We start from the raw sequence: 21,747 nt of genomic DNA, 5'->3' as shown, positions 1-21,747 counted from the left end.
TTTTCTCTTTTATGCATGGGCAGTATTCTTTACTTTTAATCCTATTATCGCTCTTGCTTCATCTGGTGTTGCCACTTCTCTGCCTAATGTTTTTGCCAATTCCACAATTCTTTCCACGAATTGAGCATTCGTCTTGGCAAGTTCTCCCTTGCGGAAGTAAACCGCGTCTTCCATGCCGACGCGAACATGCCCGCCAAGCAGGATCGTCATTGTATTGATCATTAACTGATCCTTACTCGCCCCGATAGCTGACCAGATTGCACCTTCGGGAATGCTATTTCTCATGAACATCAGATTTTCTGGCGAAGCTGGTATACCTCCCTGTGCACCCAATACGAATTGGAAGAAGAATGGTGGTTTGATTAGCCCCTTTTGGGCAACGCGCAGGGCATTATGAATCATTCCAACATCGAATACTTCCAGTTCCGGTTTCACGTTGTTTTCCAGCATCTTTTCCGCCAATTGCTCCAACATAGCAGGCGTGTGAATGAATACATTAGGTCCGATATTAAAAGAGCCTGCATCAAAAGAAGCAACTTCAGGCTTCAATTCAACAACCGGAAAACGTTTTGTAACATCTTTCAGTTCTCCCCCAGCGGTGGTGAAGTTGATGATGATATCACAATTTCTCTCCTCAAGAAGTTTCACTACTTGAAGATATTTTGCTGTGTCCAGGGTTGGCTTTCCTTCATCATCCCTAACATGAACATGAGCAATGGCGGCACCAGCCTGCCATGAATCATATATTGAATCAGCTATTTCCTGTGGTGTTGTCGGTAAGTATGGCGTATGATCCTTAGTTGCGAAATCCCCTGTTGTAGCTACTGTAATAATCAGTTTTTCCATATAATCTCCACCTTTTCATTTGTTAATAATCCCCTGTTATCAACCAGGGCAATGAGTGAATTCAACTCAAAAAAGATCATCAGTGCTGCTTTTTATTACGTAAGGAAGGAGGATGTCTCCCTGCCCGCATTTTATTACAGGATATACCAATAATAAGTTAATCTTCCTGCACTCAGATTGATTGCCACAATGACCTTTATACATGTTCTAGGCGATTCGCCATGATTTGTTCCAATAATCTCGTATTTACCTGCCCATTTACAAATTCTTCATCCTGCAGAACTTGTTTTAAAAATGGAATGGTCGTACTGATCCCCTCAACTGAAAACTCATCCAAGGCAACTAACATCCTTCGAATGGCATGCGTTCTATCACTGCCATGAACAATAACCTTTGCAATCATCGAGTCATAAAAAACTGGTACGGCATACCCCTGATAACAATGGGTATCCACTCGTATACCCGGTCCTTGAGGCATGTGCCATTTTGTAATGCGTCCTGGAGTTGGACGGAACCCTTCCATCGGCGCTTCAGCATTTATCCGACATTCGATCGCATGTCCTGAGAAGGCAATGTCGGATTGGGAAAATCGTAATCTTTCACCGTTGGCCACGTTTATTTGTTCTTGAATTAAATCCACTCCGGTGACGGCTTCAGTAACGGGGTGTTCCACTTGAATACGAGTATTCATTTCAAGAAAATAAAACTTTGCTTCGTCTTGATCGACGATAAACTCAACCGTACCTGCATTTTGATAGGAAATATTTTCAGCAAGTTTGACTGCCGCAGTGCGAATATCCTGACGAAGCTTTTCCGGAATTTCCGGTGCCATCGCCTCTTCCACCAGTTTTTGATGACGGCGCTGCGTGGAACAATCCCGCTCCCCTAGATGGATCACATTTCCATATTCATCTCCAAGGACTTGTACTTCAATATGCCGTGCATTAGCAATATATTTTTCAATATACATTGTGCTATCCCCAAAAGCGGCCTTTGCTTCGGCGGATGCGGACTCAAAAGCCGTTTTCACCTCTTGTTTATCGGTAACGATTTTCATTCCGCGGCCACCGCCTCCGGCTGCAGCTTTTAACATGACCGGTAATCCTATTTTTTCTGTCATTCGGATCACTTCTTCATAATCGGACACTTTCTCTGAACCAGGGAGTACTGGGACACCACTTTCTTGAGCAATAGATCGAGCCACTAATTTATTCCCCATCTTAAAGATATGGTCTGGCTTTGGTCCCACATATAGAAGATTATTTTCAGCACATGCTTCAGCCAATTCCGGTACTTCTGACAGAAATCCGTATCCTGGATGGATGGCATCCGCTCCAACTGCTAAAGCGGTCGTAACAATGATCGGAATGTTCAAATAACTTTTCGCAGCATGTGCCGGACCGATAACAACTGTTCTATCCGCCAATTGGGCCCCTAAGCTATCTTGATCTGCCTCTGAAACCGCAAGGATCGTTTCGATTCCCATCACCTTGCATGTCCGTATTATTCGGACTGCGATTTCGCCACGGTTAATAATAAATATTCTTGAAATACTCATCTTGATTTCCTCCTCGTTTCCACTCTGCCTTTAATGGTTGAAGATCAATAAGTAATGAATTGATTTTCATTCCACTTTTACAGAGTATAAAGGCTGACCATATTCAACAAGTTGAGTATCTTTAACATGTATTTTAACGATCTCCCCTGCTACACCTGCGGATATAGCACTGTACACTTTCATAATCTCGATTAAGCCAACCGTATGGTTTTCCTCAACACGGTTGCCTACTTTTACATAAGGCTCTGCACCTGGTTCAGGCTGGGCATAGAATATACCTGCTGTCGTTGCCTTAATGGCAACAATTCCCGCTTCCTGTTCTTCTTTTTCTGAATTCAGTTGTTCAGGCACCAGTTTTTGAGTCAATGGTTCAGCTGCTGCCGCTGCTTCATTCTGGTTTTTTTGTAATGATTCAGGCTTTTCGGGCTTTATTACTGAAACTTCCTTATTTTTTGTACTTTCTTCAGCCGTTTCTGTTACACCATTTTTTCCGATCACAATTTTAAAATCTTGATTCTCCAGCTTTAAATAATTGAAGGGAGATTCCTCTAATTTCTCGATAAGAATAGATAAGCTCTCCACATCCTCATTATTAATAACCCCTAATCCGTTTTTGCTCATTTTCCTTCCTCCTCTATTCATTATGGAATGGACATATTCTATTTATTTGTTAAAAGTAGCGATCCCTTTAGGCCTTGCACTTGAACATGGGTAATATCAGATTGCTTGCTGAAACGATCTATTAGATCGACTAAAGGAGTTGAAGCTGAGAAATATTTTTTATGCGGTCCCGCTTTCCGCATCTCTTCAATATCATTTGTCCCCTTCATGATATATCGAAGCATAAACTCTTCATCTGAAAGGGTTGGCCCGCCAAATTGCTCTTTTAATTTCTTGATTGGAACATCTTCAACTGGCTTATAGCGCAATTCTTTTGCACGGGGAAGGTTCAGGAATTTATCCTTTAAATTTTGATCCATCATTAAATAACCTGAATCTTCGCTATATACACCTGCTGCTAATTGAATCAATTCGTCAATTACAACGTTGTAACGTTCACCAGTCGCAATATTGATGGCTGCTTGTGTCACCATGAATTGGGAATATGGGGTAATCATTACTGGATAACCTAGTTCTTCACGAACTCGTATCGATTCTTCAATAACCTCATCGACTCGATTTTGAAGATTCAAAGATTGTAACTGGTGACGCAAATTAGAAATAACCCCGCCAGGCACTTGATGGATATATTGCGAGTAATCATACTCAAGAGGCTCACCAATTGGTAAATTTTCTTGCTTAGCAATCTTCATCAAACGATCTGAAATTCTTTTTATCCGCTCTAAATCCAAGTCATGCGATAAATGAAAATAGCGTGCATTGGCAACAGTTGTAAACACCGACGGTTGACCTGATCCATTCGCCAATGGCGGAATCCCTGTATGCAGCGTCCGGATTCCCATTTTCATCGCTTCAACATAAAGCTCATCTGCCAGCCCTGTCGTACAATGAGTATGGAACTCTACAGGAATCCCATTTGCATTTTCAATAATAATCGGTAATAGGGTCCGAAGCCGCTCAACCGTCAACAAACCAGCTGCGTCCTTAAAATAAATGATATCGGGCTCATTTTTCACCACTTCTTGCGTTTTCTTCAGAAAGTACTCATCTGTATGTCTAGGAGAGATACTATAAGCAATGGCATGGGCAATTTCCATTCCTTTACTACGTAAATAAGGTATGAACCATGGAAAATCCGTTTTTAAATTACCAAAAATATTTGCCATTGTTTGTACTCGATTAATGGCACCCCGTTCAATTAATAAATCGTAAAATAACTTGGCAACGGATGGAGGAGTTTCTAATAGTTCAAAAAGAACTAGTCCCGGTTCACCCATAAATGCTTTTTTCGCATTCGGCATTTTTTTCCCAACCATTTCTGCTAACGACCATGGATCTTCTTTTAATTCACGGATAATTTTTTTGAAATTGTAAGGCATTAATGGAACCTCTACCACTTGAAATCCCGATCGATCAAGATCTTCCGCAACGGCTTCAACCATGCCCGTTCTGGATTCAGCTGCCCAAAGACTTTGCGTTCCATCCCTAAGAGTTGTATCTACAAATTGCAAATTCTTAGCCATTGATTTTCCCCCTTGATTTCCTTTATTCAAGCGTTTTAATTAAAATTTGCTAAGGGTAAACATATCTAATGAAATCAATTTCATGAACCTTGTTTCTCGACATCTTGTATTGCAAGCCATTTAGAAAGATGCTGGAGCTTTAATTATTATGAATATTCAGAATCAAGACTCCGAATTTCCCCATCAAAGGCCTTCTTAATTCGTTTACCTGGGAGGATGTTAAAGTGTTCCAATCAACATATTTTGCAAAGTATTTTTTTGATGAATTCCCCTTTTCAAGTCATCTTGATGTAAGCGTTCTCTTTTTTTAAAAAAAGGTATTTTATACTGCCGTATTTACCTCCTTATCCCTTATAAAGTTATTGCTCTTGTTAGTATTCCTACAAATCCCCAAAACGGAATATACATTCCGTTTTGATTACTACCAGTTTATTGATTATCTGGAAGATAGTCAATCACTATTTTTCATCGTCGATCCATTTTTCCTTAAAATACTCTATAATAAGTCGTAAGGTCTGCTTACTATTCATTGAAGAAAGGAACTAAATCAAAATTATGGATCTTGAATTTATCACCGCTTCCAAGAGAAAAGATGCCAATAAAAATGCTGCCAAAATCCTTGAAGCGGCTAAGAAAGTATTTGCCCAGAAGGGTCACGAAACAACGATCGAAGAAGTAGCGTTAGAAGCCAAGGTTGGGGTAGGTACAATATATAGACGATTCACTAATAAAAACCAATTAGCGAATGCAGTCGCCTATGAGGTTATAGCAGAAATATACGAAGAACAGGCAGGCATTCTGCAATCGAATCTATCCACGATCGAAAAGGTTAGGAATGTGTTTGCTTGCTATGCAAAAATCACTATAAAATATGGAGAAATCCATCAAATGATCGTTGATTTATTAGTCTCGGAGAAAGGAGAGGAGAACCTTAAAGAATCTTTTTTATTAGGCTTAAAGAAACTTTATGCTGAGGTTATCACAAATGGGCAAAAAGAAAACATCTTTAGGGAGGGAGACCCAAGGTTATATGAAATCATTCTCCAAAATATGATAAATCCGCAAATGGTCAAACAAATAGCTGAAATCATCCCGTTAGAACAAACACCAAGCTTCTTGGCCGACGTGGCCCTCAATGGCATATTGCAAAAAAAATAAGGAATGGCGATCTAAATGGTATATAATGTTGGTCTCCTAAGATTTCCGTTTTTTAATGTAATCGTTCACAAAATTGGCTCGGCTCAAGTAAAATCTTCCTGCATCCATGCCTTTCTTGAGAATTATACATAAAAACCTTTGGCATCCTTCACCAAAGGTTTTACGACGTTCCCGCCAGCAGTCCATCTTTCGTAACGTAAGATGTTCATTTCCGTTTGTGTTGCTTGAACCTTTCAGTTACGTTCTCATCGAAGTCAATAAATGATGATTGCTGCTAAAATTACCGCAACTAGTGCAAGTAAATTCGCACAGGTCATTCCTATGAATTGATACGTAAAGCCGTTTTTGTGATTAAGTCCCGTTAATGCGAATAATGTCAGCACAACCCCAGTGTGCGGCATGATTGTCAAGACAGAGGATGCAATCGCTGAGACCCTATGGATCACATCGGCGTTGATTCCCATATCCAAATAACTTTGGCCAAAGGCTTGCATGACAATCCCTAATGCGCCTGAAGAAGAACCTGTTATGGCACCAAAAACTGCCGAAGCGACCGATAAACTGATTAGCGGATTACCTGGAATCCCCAAGATCGTATCGGAAATATATTTAAATCCAGGTGCGAGCGTTATGATTACACCAAAAGCCACAGCTGATGAAGTTAAGAAAACGGGCATGATGGAACCGCTTGCTCCTTCATTTATCAACGCTTTTTGACTTGGAATGAATTTGTTAAAGACAAATGCTGAAACGATGATCGCAACGACTAATCCTATTATAAGAATATTGCCCACTTTTAATGTACTGCCCACCAAAATGATGGCAATCAATAATAATATAGGAAGGATACTGATGAAAACGCTGGGAAGCTCTTTTTTCACATCTTCCTCCGAACCGGAAACATCAAAATCAGCAAACGTTTCTCCCTTAGCCATGCTTTTCTTTAACATGGAATTCATATACCACAGTGTAAACGCAATGGCCACTACCGTTCCGATAATGCCTAAAAGCGGTGCTGCCGTTAATGAAGTACCCAGATAGGCAGTAGGAACAACATTTTGTATGGATGGAGTACCAGGCAGCATCGTCATCGTAAATGAACCAAATCCGAGTGTAACCGGAATCAAAACTAGGTTCCATGCAATATTTAATTGCTTGAATAATGGTTTTGCAAGCGGAATGAGTACAAAGATCACCACAAATAAACTAATTCCGCCATATGTTAAAAGGGCGCTAATAAAGAAAATGGCTACCAATACTGGAAACGGCTTTTCCGTGCCTGTTTTTTCTAAAACCTTTTCGGCGATTGATTGCGCCGCCCCACTCACATCGATATACTTCGCCAAAATGGAACCTAAGATGAATATGGCAAAAAAATTAATCACGAAACTTGTAAGACCCGTCATATACGAATTCTCTTTTCCTATCAAGGCAGGAAACAAATCCATCTGATTCGTTAAAATGACGATAACACTAGCAACAGGAGCGACAATCAATATGCTAAACCCTTTCATTGCCGCATATATAATAAATGCAATCGCTAATACTATACCTACCACTTGAATAATTTCCATAATGTTCTCCCCTCAACATTAACCCTTCAAACAGGCTTTGGCCTTTATATATCAACGCACATTAAGTACTACATTGATTCAATTCAACAAAAGCTATACCTGGATGAATTTAATGATAAAATAAGCGGAATCATACCCCTATCATTCCCCTTATTCTCTGATAGATGATTTAAATGAATGATCGTTGCCTCTTTAAATGATATAGCTGTAGACTGCTTCCCATTCACTTTGTCACCTACATAAAAGTAAGCTTGCCCCATGGTTCCATCGTAGCTTTCCCCATAAGACATACCTAAATAAACGAAACAGCTTCCATTATATTTTTCTCATTTAAAGCATTTAACTTTATAATTTGTTACCTGCTTTATTATATTGATAGAATAAATATAATAAAAATATATATTTTTTATAGAATATATTCATAAAAATTATAAATGGCGTACGACAAAGATTCCTTTATCCTTATATCCTATATTACTAATAGATTAGGATAGGAGAGAAATTAAAATCTTGTTACTATTACATAGGGGTTAATTATGGGGCGCATATACAGTGTCCATCCAATCATGAAGGTTTACAAATATTTAGAAATAGCTAGGAAATGCATTAGTATAAAAATTTTCATAAATAGAGAGACTTCGGAAAACCGGAAGTCTCTCAACTATATGATAAATTAAATATGCTTTTCCTGAAATCTCTCTATTAAGATCTCTATAATGGCCATATCCCCAACTATCCCCAATGGGTTTGGTATTTTTTTAGCCTCTTTCTCCTCTATTATTTCACAATCAAATATTTCCCTGTCACTACTTCCTTTGCTTCTGTAATATTTTCCTTCCATACAAGCCACATAATCAATGTTTTGTAATTCTTCATCAGAAAATATATCCTCAGTATACTGACTAGTCAACTTCCAATCATAACTCATTATTGATGCCTATCCAGAATTAGCTATCATTAAAAATTTATGCTCCCTAATACATGAATATATTTCTTCTACCTCTAAAGGGTTGTCTGAGAAAACATCTAAATATCCAATGCTAATATTATCATATTTATTAAGGACTAAGTCCCCTCTGATAACCGCACCATATGTATACTTTTGTATATCATCGAGAAAAATTTCAAAGATTTGACCTGTTTTTATTTGTTTAACAATTGCTTCCTTATCCATACATCCTCCATATCTATAGGCTCAGTTAAAGTTCAATTTTTATTTTTCATACATTAAAAATGGTTATTAATACTTTACGATTGTTGAAATACCTTATTCTGTAAAAAATACTTATGACTTAACTCTTCTACCCATTTTTGGGGATTCACCTGATAAGTTCCATATTTATTTTGATACGTTAAACTCCCAGCATTAATCACAATTGGTTCAGGGTCATCCATTCATCTTCTTTGATAATTCTCAAAGGCGTGTTGATTTGGAAATTGTAATTTTTTTCAAGATACAATAAAAATAATTGATTATCAGCACCGGAGATTTCATAAATGTAAGGCAAGATAAAAAGCCATTTGACCAATTTTCCCCATCCATCGGCATCGACTATTCTCACCCACAAACCTGTAAAATCTTCCATTGTCCAAAGACAGTACAATTATTATATTTTTGTATTTCATCAGGTATTATAAAAGATTTGGATGACGCTAAAAATATAAATGCAGCCATATCTCCACCCCTTTTACAATTGCATTGTATTATTTGTTGGACATTATATTGAACTTGGACAAGCAGTATCCGTCATTTCAAATACAAATGATGATAATGGGACTCTTTAATATTGTGATTAGTTCTTTCGTTGCTACGTCTATCTACAAACAGGTACCACGCAAGATAATTATCAAGATACTTTGTTGTCAATCCTTTATAACGGTCTAACCACTCTTTCATTTGAAAATGGAGACCATTTACATTTTGAATGTGATACAAACCCTTGATAACGTGTTTTCCATCGTTTAATTTAATGCGATAATGATCTATTCCTTACCTTTCCCATATGTTTTAAAGGCTCCAAGCATCTGTAACAAGTACATTATCGGCTGTCAGTTTAGAACCAATCATATTATCGACCTTTGTTTTCACAACCCGCCCCATACAAGCAACCTGGGAAACTGTTGTTTTGGTAATGTCTCTTGCAACAAGAACACATACTTGTTCGTGGCTTATCCCTCTATGTTTAGGGTTTCCACCACACGAGGCTGTTTTTGTCTGCCTAACACAAAAAAACGGTTTTACTCACCTTCTGAAACCGCCCTCTGAATGAATGATCTGACCCGTGATCCAGTCTGCTTCCTCGCTTACGAGAAATTTAATCGTGTTTGCAATATCTCTTGGCTTTCCTATTCTTCCGAAGGGAAACATCGGTTTAAGTGCATTTTTTATTTCCTCTGTCATCCACCCTGTATCAGTTGGACCAGGATTTACTGCATTAACCGTAATTCCTAAGGGGGCTAGTTCAGCTGACAATGTAATGGTCAAAGCATCGACTGCTCCTTTTGTCGTTGCATAGGCCAATTCTCCTGGCATCGGGCCTTTAAATTGTCCAGAAGTGAGATTGACTATCCTTCCGCCCGATTTCTTCTCAAACCTTTGAGCGAATTTACTGCTTAATAATGCTGTTGCACGAACATTCACCATATAATGTCGATCCAATTCTTCGGCGGTAATATTGGAATAATCGTTGTTGGTCGAGTATGCTGCGTTATTAATCAAGATATCCGGATGACCGAGTTGATGGGAGACTTCGTTTAAAAGCAGCTCAGGCGCATGAGTCTGAGTTAAATCCAGCTCCATGGATGATACCTTTATACCTTTTTTCAATAACGCTTCTTGTAATTTCATGGGCTCACCGGATTCAATACCCCAAGGCATTTTATAATCATATTCGGTCCAATAAGTGAAAAATATATGGTAACCCGATTCAGCTAACTCCTGACAAATGGCAGCTCCAATCCCTTTCAGTCGGCTTACACCAGTAATGATCGCAATTTTCCCTTTTAAGTGGCTCATTATTTTTCCCCCATGATAAAAGTAAGTTTATTCACAGATTTCCATAAAACTCCCTTTAATTAAACGAAATATTCCGTCATCCGAATTCATATCAACGAGTATTGCTCCGCCATCAGCTTAGGCACATTATTTTTCTTCGCTTCTACTGCAAAAGCAACCTGGATGAACGTCTCACATATTACCTGATGCATGATGGAAGCGGAATTCAATTATTATTATATAACATATTCATTATAGGAGAGCTTCCGAAGAAATTATAAGTTCTAGAAAAACAAAAAATCCCTAACTAACCATTCAAGGCAATTTAGTTAGAACTTAATTTTTGAAATACTCAAAAGTACCTGTTCTTATTTTCTTAGGTAAAACGAGGATGAGCTCCTTATCCAACCAGGCAATGTTTTTATAACGGAGAAAAACACGCATGTTTTCTTCTGCCCCAAGGCATCACCAAGTTATTTGTATCAGAAGAATTGAAGGACCCTTTTCTTCATATAGCAGTTCTACCTTCACTATATTTTTACATCGGCAGTTTGGTTTTACTCCTTCCAGTTTCTATCACATCCCACAAGGAATGTTCTTCGAGTGACTTAACTAGCCTATATCCTCCCTTTACGACTGAGACGGAACTAACGATTCCAGCTATGGTTACCTTACCGAAAACCTCTGAAAGAAACGTCTCCGAAGTGCTTGGAATTTCGCTAATCTTTAATGCCGACACTATCCTTTGAGTCCATATCGCTCAAATAAACAAGGCCATGTAAAGCATATTCAGCCCCGACACTATATTTCCTAAATGCTCAACAGCTTTGGTTTTAATGATTATCGCTAGTATCTTAGGAGGATGCAGGGTGTTTGTCACAAAGGCAAAATGCTAGACAGTCGATGAATTATTGAATTTGACAAATATCCTTATTGTGATTATATTAAGGACAGTCTCGATCGTCGATTATATTTATCTGTAATAGAATGGGAAAATAACTCAAAGGAGAAATACAAATGAACACGACCCTTATTATAAATGCACATCCAAAAGTAGATGCCCCTTCTTCATATAGCGTACAAGTTTTTAATCATTTTTTGAAGGCATATAAACAATTAATTCCTGATAGCGAAACAATCGAACAGATCAATCTATACCGTGATGCGGTGCCAATGATCGATCAAACGGTTTTAAGTGCATGGGAAAAACAACAAAAAGAACAAGAGCTAACAAGCCAAGAACGAAAAGTTATGGAGCGGATGTCCGGCATCCTGCAACAATTTAAACGTGCAAATACGTATGTCATCGTTTTACCATTGCATAATTTTAACATTCCATCAAAGCTAAAAGATTATATGGATAATATATTAATTGCACGTGAAACGTTTAAATACACGGAAAACGGCTCAGTCGGCCTGCTTAAAGACGGCAGAAGGATGCTTGTTATCCAAGCAAGCGGCTCCATTTATACTAATGATGATTGGTATACAGAAATTGAATATTCCCATAAATATTTGAAGTCCATGTTCAATTTCCTTGGCATCGAAGATTATCAAATGATCCGGGCACAAGGCACTGCCTTTCTGGAGCCCAATGAAGTACTGAATGAAACATACAAAGAAGCTGAAGAAGCGGCTTCAAGATTGGCTACTAAATAAGAATTACTATGAAAAGAAGGGAAATGTCAACATTAATTAACTGGGCATTTCCTTATTTAACTAATGGCACGACGGTTCCTACAGAGTTTTCTCACTCTCTTAATCTATATTAATCTAAATGCTTCAATTCTGTTGTGTATCAATCAGGGAAAAGTAGTCCTTATCTAAAGAAAAAGCCAAGGCTTTAAAAAAAGCGCTTGGCTACTCTGTTTAATTTAAATATCTTTAGTAAAGATCAGTAGGTTAAACAAGATGAACGGATGATACAGATGTAAGCTTACTTGAACTTAAGAGCAAACGCCTTTAAAGCTAGCAAGTAATCTTTACCATATTTAGAAGTCGCTTATTTCCCAAATGAAGGTTTGGTTCGCCACAATCTTCAATTCATAATTCTTGTTCAATGTTTATAAAGGATCCACTTACAAAATACCGAATTTTGCGAAAGCTTCAGATACTTTCATACCTTTCAAGATATGATCGCGAACCATATTCTCGCCCTTAACTTTTTCAAAAGCTTTATTAACAACCTCTTCTTCAATTGCCTTTGGTACTACTACAATGCCATCGATATCACCAAAAATTAAATCTCCAGGCTCAATCATGACATTTCCCACTTTAATTGTTACGTCATAATCGATTACTTCATTACGAGCATATGAATCCGTTGGTCTCATACCTTTTGCGAATACAGGAAATCCTAGCTCTTTAATTTTTTTTATATCACGACATAATCCATCAATGACAGCTCCACGACCACCAGCGACTTTAGTAGCTGTCGACATTAGTTCACCAAAAAATGCTGAACGCTCTGAACCGCCAACATCACCAACGAAAACTTCCCCTGGTCGAATACTGTCAAGTACTTCGATTTGTTTTTTATATGGTTTTTCAGGTTCACGTGATACATCTGCCACTTGAACCGTTTTAGCATAACCGCAGATAACCATATCCGGATCTAGAGGACGAATATGGAGGGGAAGCGCTTGGTTTTTCCAACCAAGGCTATCTAAAATATCCGATATGACTGCTGTATATAGATTTTCCTGTAGTTCATTTAAATACGCTTGAATGTTCATTTTCATTCAACCTCTCCTTTAATTATCTTTTTTGCTGCATTACAAACAAAACGCAAGATATTGGTTAGCGGTAGGAGTGATTCCATAAAAATTTATCATTGTTTATTTACGAATTTGCTCCACCTTACTTAAATCAATCACTTCTAGTTTATCAATAATGAGAAGGAAGCTTATTCCGCCTAATAACGCGACTGCACTAGTGTAATACATTGCCCAATGAAAACTTTGAGTTTTATCTAGTAAAGTACCAAAAATGATAGGACTGATGATACCCGCTAGATTTCCTGCGACATTAAGAATCCCTCCCACCGTACCCACCATTTTTTTGGGTAATACATCCCCCAATGCGACCCAGCCCATATTAGCGTAAGCGTTTGCAAAGAAGGCAATCGACAGAATGATAACCGCTATTATGGGTGACCCTTCAAAAAAGTTTGCCAAGCAAATGGTCGATGATATGATTAAACCTGAAACAATTGGTATTTTACGGGCAGCAGTAAGAGAAACCCCTTTTTTTAATAGGCTATCGCTTAGGAAACCACCAAATAATACCCCCGCCATCGCCATTAAATAAGGCAATGAAGCAATGAATCCTGCTTTAGCTATCGGTAGATGGAGCCCTTGTTCTAGATAAACAATAAACCATGTCAAAAAGAAATATAGCGTGGAGGCAGCAGCAAACTGAGCAAAGAAGATTCCCCATACTCTTCTCTGCTTGACAACATAAATGACCTCTTGTAATGTGATTTTTCGGCTAATATTTAGCTGATGCCCAGAGTCGTACCCCCCATTCGCCTTAATATAGTCTAGTTCGCTTTTGTTCACAAGCTTGCTTTCTTGGGGGTTTCTATAAAACATGAGCCAAATAACTCCGAACATAATTCCTACAGCACCCGTTACAAAAAATACAGATTCCCAGTTTATTTTTGCTACCATCAGACTAAGTAAAGGTGTGAAAATTGCCAATCCGATATATTGTCCAGAAGAATATATACTGGTTGCTCGTGCACGTTCATTATTAGGGAACCATAGCGTAGCTATTTTTGCGTTACTTGGATATCCAGGTGCTTCCGCAATTCCAATCAGCATTCTACAGATTAGTAGCATCATGAAGGAAGCAGTGGTGGTTGTGAATATTTGATGGGTACTGAATCCCATCATCAATGTGAAAAAGCTCCATAAAATGATTGCCCATCCATAAAGACGCCGTGGACCTATACGATCCAGCAACCATCCGACAGGGATTTGAGCAAATACATATGCCCAGGTGAAAGCAGAAAATAAAAAGCCCAATTGTGATGAAGTAAGTCCAAGTTCCTCTTGAAGGCTTGAGCCTGCTACTGACAAATTAGCTCTATCCATATAGTTGATGGCTGTCGCCAAGAAAAGTAATATCAGGATAAAAAATCTAAATCTAGTAGGCTTTTGACTTTGATCTGGATTCGGATCTTTTAATGGCTCCATCATGATCTCACCCTTTGATCTGACTTACAGTTAATTTCCCATATCGTTTTACCATTCACTCGATTCATAACAAACTCACCCTTTCAGAAACGTCTTCAAGTAAACTCAGTTCCCAAGCCAAACTCCATCAGCAGTAAATAAAATGACCATGAATCCAGTTAAAAGCTTCTGAAACAGAAAAAAGAAAAATACTAAAAAAAACATTTGAATTTCTCAACGTCATGCAGGTATTGCCTTGTGAGCACTTCTGATAAGTGTAAATTCACCTTTTAAGAACATGTGCCTATCCACCTGCAGCACGGTATTAGCTGGTTACATGGATAAAGAATAGCCCAAATGAGATAAAACATCACTTATACGCACAGCCAATCTGATGTAAACATGCTTCTTCCTCCATAAGTAGATACAAATTGGAGTTCCTGATAAAATACCTAATTTGTATTTTTAACCACTCACTCTGAGCCCCTTTCTTTTATTTGTTCTTAACTTTCTCTAAGACCTCGCCAAAGAAAAGTTCTCCTTCTTTTGCGTATTTCTTTGCAACGATTTCATTTAATTCGTACCCAAGCCCCGGACCTTCCGGAACCTTGATATAACCATTTTGAATAAGGGGTTCTCCTTCATGCATAAGTAAATCGTTCCAGAATGGCACACTATCAGCATGATACTCCAAGGCGATGAATCCTAAACTTGCAGCAGCTACGTGAACAGAGGCCAATGTACCGATGGGACTGGCAATGTTATGTGGCACAACACCGACAAAGTGATTTTCTGCCATATCTGAAATTCTTTTGGCTTCCCAAATTCCACCGACTTTTTGAAAATCAGGAGCTATGATGTTCATTGCCCCGGATTCCAGCACTTCACGGAAAGCATGGCGTAAATACAGGTTTTCACCACTAGCTATAGGCGTTTTCGTATTTTTAGTAACTTGACACAGTGCCTTTAAATTTTCTGGAGGAGTTGGATCTTCTAGCCACAATAAGCCGTATGGTTCTAATTCCCATGCTAAACGCAACGCATCATTTGGGTTATAACGCCAATGGCAATCGATTGCAATATCAATGTCCCAACCTACTTCTTTGCGGATTGCTTCTACAAAGCCAACCATTTGTTTAATCTCCATATTATGAAGTGCACGGTTGTAATCATCCATTGTAAATTTTGATGGGACATCAACGTCGAATTTCATTACATTAAATCCTTTAGCAACGGTTTCACGAGCTTGTTTCGCATAGGCTTCCGGGGTATAGTTGTCCAAATTATCACTTCCAAAGAAACGAATAGCGTTATCAGGGTTTTCATGTTCCATTCGAACTCCTAGTTCTGTCATCCATTTTGTTTGTCTCGGTCGTAACACATTATTCAAAGATTCAAGGTCATCTCCACCATGAGCGTCGCAATAGATCCGGATTTTATCACGGTATTTTCCGCCTAATAATTGATAAATAGGTACACCTAACTCTTTTCCTTTCAAATCCCATAACGCGGATTCAATACCAGTGATAGCATTAATGGCAAATCCGGCAATAGATCCTGCTCCAGAAGTAGCATGTTGTAACTCTACGAACAAGCGCTCGATATTGCGTGGGTCTTTCCCGATAATAACTTGTTTAAGATCTTCAATGATATTGGTTAGTCCAGGAGCAAAAAAACACTCGCCAGTACCAAATGTACCTTTATCAGTGTAAACGCGTACATAAGTCCAATCAAAGTTAGCTTCTACTACAGCTGTACGAACATCAATAATCTTCATCATATCTCTCCTTTTTAACTACACTCATTCGTGAAAATTGGTAATATAAGCAGATGGCATTTGTTGATGGGCTTTTTACTCGTATGGAAGCTTCAAGGATACCCCCTTCCACTTTTTCAATATTTGAAGGACAATAAAGTTATATATAATTAACAATATTATACTTTATTAACAGTATTATATTTAATAAGGACACTTTCGTCAACGAATTATATATAATATTTAAAATTATATATAATTTTAAGGTACGTACTTATATTGTTTAATTAGTTATTGAAATACTCATGTTCCCTGGGGAGGGGGCGTTGCTTCAGTCAACCTTGACGAAAGAAAAGCCTATTTTACTAAATATCGGTTTACAACTCTGGCTTCATTTCACTTATTTACCATTTTTATAGTCCTAAAGGGAAGGTACGCTTCTGCCGAAATAAAATATTTATTATGCGCAATATTAAAAGGGGTGTCCTCAAAGATTACTTTGGGACACCCCTTCATTTATCATTGGATATTTGTTCTATCAGTTCCTTGTTTTCAAGAAAATATTCCATGATATGATTTTTAAAGGCTGTTCTTGCCTTCTCTATGTTTTTAGACTCTAAAACTTTTACAAGATTAAGGTGATCATTGTAAACTTCTTTCTGTTTATTTTCAATCATGGGATGCATGAACATAATAAATCTCCGGATATGTCCATCAAGAGTTTTCCATATTCTCCTATAAATATCGATATTTGACCATTTAATAATTGTATAATGAAATTCTAAATCTAAAGCCGACTGGGCAGAGTAGTTATCCATTTTATTTATTAATGCCATTTTATCTATAATATCGTATAGTTCGCCTATATTTCGTTTGGTTATGTTCGGTAATATATGCGATAAAGCATTTTCTTCAACTTCTGAACGCAGCAAAAATATATGATACATCTCCGACACATTAATCTCGGTTACGAATGGTCCTCTGTATTTTATTGACTTAACAAGACCTTCTTCCTCTAAACCTCTTAAAGCTTCTCGGACGGGAACTTGACTGATACCCATGTTCTTTGCTATTTCCGTTTCTACTATTCTTTGACCTGGCTTGAGTTTATTGGAAATTATGTCTTCTCTCAATACATGCCTTACGTCATCCTTTAATGATCCTTTTGCCATTTCTGTTCAATTTTCCTCCTTCGTTATACGTTTACTACCTCAATTCCACATTGGTTTCCATTCTTATTGAAAAGTGATGCCAATTGCTCTAGTAACCGGAAACACAAAAGGGTAATCGAGCGGTACTTTATAAAAGGCCGTTACAATTACACTTACAATTAAATTTTTTCCTATATTAAGTTTATATTTACCAATAATAACATACAGCTAGTATTCCCGTAATAAGCAAAGCATTTAGCGTTCAATTTATGATGATGAAAAAACTACTATAAATCAGTATAGCGAAATTTAAATTTAAAAATCAAATTTTTAGCTATATTCAGGAAAACCAATGTTAAATATATTCTATCGAGGTGTAATTTTAAATACATATTTCACCTTTATTATTTTTCTAGTTTTTGGGCTTTGTGTTAGGGGTTGATTAATCTTTTCTGTATGTTTTTTTACCGTGTAAGATATCCCACGTGTTCTTCCTCTCTTACTGAAGCATCGAGGGATTTTACAGTCGAGCCGCTTTCACTATCTTTAAGAACCAAAACACATAAACAAAAAAATTGTAGACAAACTCAATTTTCATCGGGATTGTCTACAAAGAAAGAAGGCAGCCAATCAGCTGCCCCTCTTTCTTTTATGATATTCATCACGTTAGCCTATATTTTCAGTTCCTTCGGTCAAATATGTCCATGCATATTGAGCATAAAGCTCTGCACCTGTAGCAAGCGCATCCTCATCGATATTGAAATTCCCGTGATGGTGGGCCCATTGCGTATCTTTTTCAGCGTTCCCAGCACCAACCAATGCGAAGCTTCCAGGTACTTCATCTAAAAAGAAGCTAAAGTCTTCCCCGCCCATTGTGGGCTTTTCATTATATAAGACGGCTTCTCCAAACGCAGCCACTGCCGTTTTTTGCACTAGCTTTGCACTGGAGGCATCATTGATGACAGCCTGTGTGCCGCGTTTATACGCAACCTCAGCAGTGGCCCCATAGATATTGGCAACATTTTCAGCATAAACCTGGAGCTGCTGTTCAATATGGTCACGTGTTTTGGGATCAAAACAGCGGACGGTCCCTTCAATGACGGCATTTTCTGCAATGACATTGAATCGGGTGCCAACGTCCATTTTCCCAACAGTCAAAACAGCTGGAAGTTGCGGGTCGACCGTCCTTGATACGACAGTTTGAACATTCATGACGAAGGAAGAAGCAACGATGGTTGCATCAATACAATCCTGTGGCATTGCACCATGCCCCCCTCTTCCTTTAAACTTTACGGTAAAGATATCTGCTGAAGCGAAGGAAGGACCTTGCGTGCAAGCGACCTTGCTTGTTGGCATTTGCGACCAAATATGTATGCCAAAAACATTATCGACTCCTTCGACTGCCCCTTGCTTGACCATTTCCTTTGCACCTGCTGCCACTTCTTCAGCTGGCTGAAAGATCAAACGAACATTCCCTGGTACATCCTCTTTAACGGCATTCAAGGCCTTTGCTGCAATCAATAACATGGCTGTGTGTGCATCATGACCGCATGCATGCATTTTCCCCGCTTCTTTTGAAGCATATGGCAAATCTTTATTTAATTGCTCAACAGAAAGTGCATCCATATCCGCTCGTAATGCTACCGTTTTTCCAGGCCTGCCTCCTTTAATTTCCGCAATAACGCCTGTTGGTTCCGCTTTCCGGTAAGTGATTCCTAATTTTTCAAGGTATTCGCAAACATATGCAGTCGTATTTACTTCCTCCCAAGATAACTCAGGTTCGCTATGAAGTTTTCTGCGTATTTCCGTCAATTCAGCACCGTGGTCTTGAATAGCTGCTTTTATCGTTTGATTGATCATCTTCATTCTACCTCCGTTAATCGTTTGGCCACTTCATAAAATATTTGCACACCATTCGCCAAATGACGTGCATCAGACCATTCCTCTGGACAATGACTTAATCCTGCTTTACTAGGAACAAACAGCATGCCGACATCAGTCACATCGGAAAAAACCATCGCATCGTGGCCTGCTCCGCTGTTAATCGAGCAGTATGGAATCCCTAAATCGGCACATTTCTCTTTTAATAAAACGCTAATCCCTTCATTCAAGATTTTAGGCGGCATATATAACAGCTGTTCAGCAGTTGTGTGGAAGCCCTGTTCATGAAAGGAATCAATTAGTTCATGTATTTTGCTGATGATACGGGTAATATGTTCTTCCTTGCCAGATCGAATGTCCACCGAAAATACCACTTTATCGGGAATGACGTTTGCCCCATTTGGAAAAACATGAAGGCGGCCCGTGGTAATGACCGTACCTTCTCCCTCCTTGACTGCTAAGTCCGGTAAGCGGGAAATGATTTGGGCAGCCGTAACCAATGCATCGGTACGGCGATCCATTGGAGTTGTACCTGCATGTCCCGCCTTCCCTTCCACCGTTACTTCCAGTTGGGTTATCCCAACGATGGCTTCTACAACCCCAATGGGGATATTCTTCTCTTCAAGAATGGGCCCTTGTTCTATATGCAATTCGAGGAAGGACTTGATGGTGTCCGATTCTCGCTTTTTCGGAAGGGAACTATCGAGTCCGATTTTTGCCATCGCTTCTATTGTTGTGATTCCTTCCTTATCCTTCAGGTTTTTAAAACCTTCCTCACTAAGCGAGCCGATCATCCCTCTCGACCCCATTAGTCCCCCGCCAAAACGAGAACCTTCTTCTTCAATGAGCGCAACGATTTCCAATGGATATTTAGGTCTCAATCGATTTTCGGTAAAAAGGCCTGCCACCTCAAGAGCGACAATCACGCCAGCTGGCCCGTCATACGCACCGCCATTCGGGACGGAATCAAAATGTGAACCGAGCAGCACACTCGGTCCATCCTTTATAGTGCCGTCAAGCTTTCCAAAAATATTCCCCAAGCCATCTTCCCGAACCGTTAATCCATACTCCATCATTTTATCTTTCATATAATTCCGAGTAAGCAAGTCTTCCTTGCTATACGTTAGCCGGGTAGTCCCTTTTCCTGGTGTTGCTGTATATCTGCTCAAATCATTTATTTGTTTTTCTATACGTTCAACAAGACTCACCTATAATTCCTCCCATCTTACAAAAATTGCACGAATATTCCTGCTAAAATGACCGAAACGATCGTTACTGATATGAATCCGCCAACAAGCATCGGCGGCAGCATATGACTTAGCAATGCTTCTTTTTCTTTTTCATCCTTTGTCAAGGAATTGACCACTTCATTGGTGATGATGTAATCGGCTGGAAAACCGTATAATGCCGTCAAGGATACAGCAAAGGCCATTTCCTTGCTGACTTTTAATAACTTCCCTGCTATGAACGAGAATATATACATCCCCAGCACAGCCAAGATAATGCAAACGACAAGAGGATAAAGGATTTCCATCATCATGCTTGGTGTTGCACTTTTTAATCCGTCAAAAACGAAAAGCATGAGGGCCATGATCGCAAAACCAAACCCATTCGCTTTTTGCAAAGCCTGTCTTTCCAGGAAACCGATACTTTTTGCAATGACCCCAAAAAGCAAGCAAAGAACAAAAGCATTGATGGAAATAATCGGAGCCAAACCAGTTGAAACTAGATAAGCGAGAAAAGCAACAACCGCGAGCCTGAAAAATTTAAAATATTCCGTATTATATTTTTCCGGAAGCTTTTTAAACAGCTTAAGTTCCGCCATGCCTCCCGCATCAGATGCCGAAGCACTCTTTTTGACAGCCAATTGTCCATTTCGATATTGCCCAAGAAGCTTCTTGCCTTCTTTCTTCAACACAATGGATGTCAAAGGATAGCCAGCGAAGCCTTGCATCACATAAATTACGATGGCAAAGACGGATAAGCTCGTAAGACCTGCATCTGCCGCTCCTTCCGACATGATTATCGAAGATACCATGCCGCCGACTAGAGGAGGAATCGCGACAAGCACCGTTTGCAAATCAAAGATAAATATGCCAATTCCAAATAATAATGCCACTATACCAAGGATGCCTGCCAGGGAGATGACAATCGTTTTCCATTGATTCATCAATTCCCGTATCGAAAGCAGCGTTCCCATATTCGTGATCAAAAGGTACATCATCATGGTTGCCACTACGGGCGGAACACCTGCAATTGAAACGATATCCTGCGGGAAAAACGTCCAATAACCAGCTAGAAACAAAATCGCTGAAATAAAAACGGAAGGTACCCAGGCTTTCGTTCGAACCGCCACTATGTCCCCTACAAATAAAATCAAAATTACAATTACCAAAGCCAACATCTGTGACATTTGAGTGCCTCACCTTCTGTATAATAGTTTGAAAATTCTCATAAAATAATATCACTGAATTATATAAATTAAAAGTTAATTCTTTATATTCAG

At 38.9% G+C, this 21,747-nt stretch carries 18 protein-coding genes and 2 pseudogenes; 2 read left to right on the top strand and 18 right to left on the bottom strand.

Annotated features, from left to right (window positions below; genetic code table 11):
* Positions 1–9: 9 nt before the first annotated feature.
* The 4 genes from QNI08_RS06975 to QNI08_RS06960 form a co-directional block, all read right to left on the bottom strand.
* Positions 10–846, bottom strand: coding sequence for a beta-keto acid cleavage family enzyme (locus QNI08_RS06975; RefSeq protein ID WP_285766689.1), 837 nt, complete (start codon positions 844–846; stop codon positions 10–12).
* A 196-nt stretch (positions 847–1,042) separates the two neighbouring features.
* Entirely contained in the window at positions 1,043–2,404 is a 1,362-nt protein-coding gene (accC, locus tag QNI08_RS06970) for an acetyl-CoA carboxylase biotin carboxylase subunit (protein ID WP_285766688.1), read from the bottom strand.
* A 66-nt stretch (positions 2,405–2,470) separates the two neighbouring features.
* Positions 2,471–3,025 (bottom strand): acetyl-CoA carboxylase biotin carboxyl carrier protein, encoded by a 555-nt coding sequence (locus QNI08_RS06965; RefSeq protein WP_285766687.1) that lies wholly within the window; start codon positions 3,023–3,025, stop codon positions 2,471–2,473.
* Between the two features lie 38 nt (positions 3,026–3,063).
* The gene (locus QNI08_RS06960) at positions 3,064–4,548 is read right to left on the bottom strand and encodes a hypothetical protein (RefSeq protein ID WP_285766686.1); all 1,485 of its coding nucleotides are present in this window, start codon (positions 4,546–4,548) and stop codon (positions 3,064–3,066) included.
* Between the two features lie 555 nt (positions 4,549–5,103).
* On the opposite strand from QNI08_RS06960, the gene QNI08_RS06955 reads away from it, so the two are divergent.
* Entirely contained in the window at positions 5,104–5,706 is a 603-nt protein-coding gene (locus tag QNI08_RS06955; RefSeq protein ID WP_285766685.1) for a TetR/AcrR family transcriptional regulator, read from the top strand.
* 254 nt (positions 5,707–5,960) lie between these two features.
* On the opposite strand, the gene QNI08_RS06950 is transcribed toward QNI08_RS06955, so the two are convergent.
* From QNI08_RS06950 to QNI08_RS06920, 7 genes and pseudogenes are all read right to left on the bottom strand, one after another.
* Complete coding sequence (locus tag QNI08_RS06950; protein ID WP_285766684.1) at positions 5,961–7,280, bottom strand: GntP family permease; 1,320 nt, start codon at positions 7,278–7,280, stop codon at positions 5,961–5,963.
* 673 nt (positions 7,281–7,953) lie between these two features.
* On the bottom strand, positions 7,954–8,208 hold the full coding sequence (locus QNI08_RS06945) for a hypothetical protein (RefSeq protein ID WP_285766683.1): 255 nt from the start codon (positions 8,206–8,208) through the stop codon (positions 7,954–7,956).
* 9 nt (positions 8,209–8,217) lie between these two features.
* The gene (locus QNI08_RS06940) at positions 8,218–8,454 is read right to left on the bottom strand and encodes a hypothetical protein (RefSeq protein WP_285766682.1); all 237 of its coding nucleotides are present in this window, start codon (positions 8,452–8,454) and stop codon (positions 8,218–8,220) included.
* Between the two features lie 196 nt (positions 8,455–8,650).
* On the bottom strand, positions 8,651–8,866 hold the full coding sequence (locus tag QNI08_RS06935; RefSeq protein ID WP_285766681.1) for a hypothetical protein: 216 nt from the start codon (positions 8,864–8,866) through the stop codon (positions 8,651–8,653).
* Between the two features lie 132 nt (positions 8,867–8,998).
* Positions 8,999–9,477: pseudogene (locus QNI08_RS06930) on the bottom strand (IS1595 family transposase); the annotation flags it as partial.
* A 45-nt stretch (positions 9,478–9,522) separates the two neighbouring features.
* The gene (locus tag QNI08_RS06925) at positions 9,523–10,296 is read right to left on the bottom strand and encodes an SDR family oxidoreductase (protein WP_285766680.1); all 774 of its coding nucleotides are present in this window, start codon (positions 10,294–10,296) and stop codon (positions 9,523–9,525) included.
* A gap of 315 nt (positions 10,297–10,611) precedes the next feature.
* Positions 10,612–11,030 (bottom strand): annotated as a pseudogene (locus tag QNI08_RS06920) (Rrf2 family transcriptional regulator).
* A 262-nt stretch (positions 11,031–11,292) separates the two neighbouring features.
* Between QNI08_RS06920 and QNI08_RS06915 the strand changes: the two are divergent.
* The gene (locus tag QNI08_RS06915; RefSeq protein ID WP_285766679.1) at positions 11,293–11,934 is read left to right on the top strand and encodes an FMN-dependent NADH-azoreductase; all 642 of its coding nucleotides are present in this window, start codon (positions 11,293–11,295) and stop codon (positions 11,932–11,934) included.
* A 419-nt stretch (positions 11,935–12,353) separates the two neighbouring features.
* Here QNI08_RS06915 and QNI08_RS06910 read toward each other — a convergent pair whose 3' ends face one another.
* From QNI08_RS06910 to QNI08_RS06880, 7 genes are all read right to left on the bottom strand, one after another.
* Entirely contained in the window at positions 12,354–13,016 is a 663-nt protein-coding gene (locus QNI08_RS06910; RefSeq protein WP_285766678.1) for an RraA family protein, read from the bottom strand.
* Between the two features lie 96 nt (positions 13,017–13,112).
* Positions 13,113–14,477 carry an MFS transporter gene (locus tag QNI08_RS06905; protein WP_285766677.1) on the bottom strand — a complete coding sequence of 455 codons (1,365 nt, stop codon included), beginning with the start codon at positions 14,475–14,477 and terminating at the stop codon, positions 13,113–13,115.
* Between the two features lie 469 nt (positions 14,478–14,946).
* On the bottom strand, positions 14,947–16,233 hold the full coding sequence (locus tag QNI08_RS06900) for a mandelate racemase/muconate lactonizing enzyme family protein (protein WP_285766676.1): 1,287 nt from the start codon (positions 16,231–16,233) through the stop codon (positions 14,947–14,949).
* 488 nt (positions 16,234–16,721) lie between these two features.
* Entirely contained in the window at positions 16,722–17,381 is a 660-nt protein-coding gene (locus tag QNI08_RS06895) for a GntR family transcriptional regulator (RefSeq protein ID WP_064461936.1), read from the bottom strand.
* A gap of 645 nt (positions 17,382–18,026) precedes the next feature.
* Positions 18,027–19,220: an amidohydrolase gene (locus tag QNI08_RS06890; RefSeq protein WP_285766749.1), complete on the bottom strand. Its 1,194-nt coding sequence runs from the start codon at positions 19,218–19,220 to the stop codon at positions 18,027–18,029.
* A gap of 2 nt (positions 19,221–19,222) precedes the next feature.
* Positions 19,223–20,449, bottom strand: a complete 1,227-nt coding sequence (locus tag QNI08_RS06885; RefSeq protein ID WP_285766675.1) for a Zn-dependent hydrolase — start codon at positions 20,447–20,449, stop codon at positions 19,223–19,225.
* 17 nt (positions 20,450–20,466) lie between these two features.
* Positions 20,467–21,654: a hypothetical protein gene (locus QNI08_RS06880; RefSeq protein ID WP_285766674.1), complete on the bottom strand. Its 1,188-nt coding sequence runs from the start codon at positions 21,652–21,654 to the stop codon at positions 20,467–20,469.
* Positions 21,655–21,747 lie beyond the last annotated feature (93 nt).

Origin of the sequence: Peribacillus folii (genome assembly GCF_030271255.1) — a bacterium.
Classification (GTDB): Bacteria; Bacillota; Bacilli; order Bacillales; family DSM-1321; genus Peribacillus.
This window is presented reverse-complemented; position numbering and strand designations above follow the sequence as displayed.

What these genes read in the sequence shown, in the direction of transcription:
- QNI08_RS06975 (WP_285766689.1), bottom strand. Translation starts at nt 846, where the DNA reads ATGGAAAAACTGATTATTACAGTAGCTACAACAGGGGATTTCGCAACT.
- accC (WP_285766688.1), bottom strand. Translation starts at nt 2,404, where the DNA reads ATGAGTATTTCAAGAATATTTATTATTAACCGTGGCGAAATCGCAGTC.
- QNI08_RS06965 (WP_285766687.1), bottom strand. Translation starts at nt 3,025, where the DNA reads ATGAGCAAAAACGGATTAGGGGTTATTAATAATGAGGATGTGGAGAGC.
- QNI08_RS06960 (WP_285766686.1), bottom strand. Translation starts at nt 4,548, where the DNA reads ATGGCTAAGAATTTGCAATTTGTAGATACAACTCTTAGGGATGGAACG.
- QNI08_RS06955 (WP_285766685.1), top strand. Translation starts at nt 5,104, where the DNA reads ATGGATCTTGAATTTATCACCGCTTCCAAGAGAAAAGATGCCAATAAA.
- QNI08_RS06950 (WP_285766684.1), bottom strand. Translation starts at nt 7,280, where the DNA reads ATGGAAATTATTCAAGTGGTAGGTATAGTATTAGCGATTGCATTTATT.
- QNI08_RS06945 (WP_285766683.1), bottom strand. Translation starts at nt 8,208, where the DNA reads ATGAGTTATGATTGGAAGTTGACTAGTCAGTATACTGAGGATATATTT.
- QNI08_RS06940 (WP_285766682.1), bottom strand. Translation starts at nt 8,454, where the DNA reads ATGGATAAGGAAGCAATTGTTAAACAAATAAAAACAGGTCAAATCTTT.
- QNI08_RS06935 (WP_285766681.1), bottom strand. Translation starts at nt 8,866, where the DNA reads ATGGAAGATTTTACAGGTTTGTGGGTGAGAATAGTCGATGCCGATGGA.
- QNI08_RS06925 (WP_285766680.1), bottom strand. Translation starts at nt 10,296, where the DNA reads ATGAGCCACTTAAAAGGGAAAATTGCGATCATTACTGGTGTAAGCCGA.
- QNI08_RS06915 (WP_285766679.1), top strand. Translation starts at nt 11,293, where the DNA reads ATGAACACGACCCTTATTATAAATGCACATCCAAAAGTAGATGCCCCT.
- QNI08_RS06910 (WP_285766678.1), bottom strand. Translation starts at nt 13,016, where the DNA reads ATGAAAATGAACATTCAAGCGTATTTAAATGAACTACAGGAAAATCTA.
- QNI08_RS06905 (WP_285766677.1), bottom strand. Translation starts at nt 14,477, where the DNA reads ATGATGGAGCCATTAAAAGATCCGAATCCAGATCAAAGTCAAAAGCCT.
- QNI08_RS06900 (WP_285766676.1), bottom strand. Translation starts at nt 16,233, where the DNA reads ATGATGAAGATTATTGATGTTCGTACAGCTGTAGTAGAAGCTAACTTT.
- QNI08_RS06895 (WP_064461936.1), bottom strand. Translation starts at nt 17,381, where the DNA reads ATGGCAAAAGGATCATTAAAGGATGACGTAAGGCATGTATTGAGAGAA.
- QNI08_RS06890 (WP_285766749.1), bottom strand. Translation starts at nt 19,220, where the DNA reads ATGATCAATCAAACGATAAAAGCAGCTATTCAAGACCACGGTGCTGAA.
- QNI08_RS06880 (WP_285766674.1), bottom strand. Translation starts at nt 21,654, where the DNA reads ATGTCACAGATGTTGGCTTTGGTAATTGTAATTTTGATTTTATTTGTA.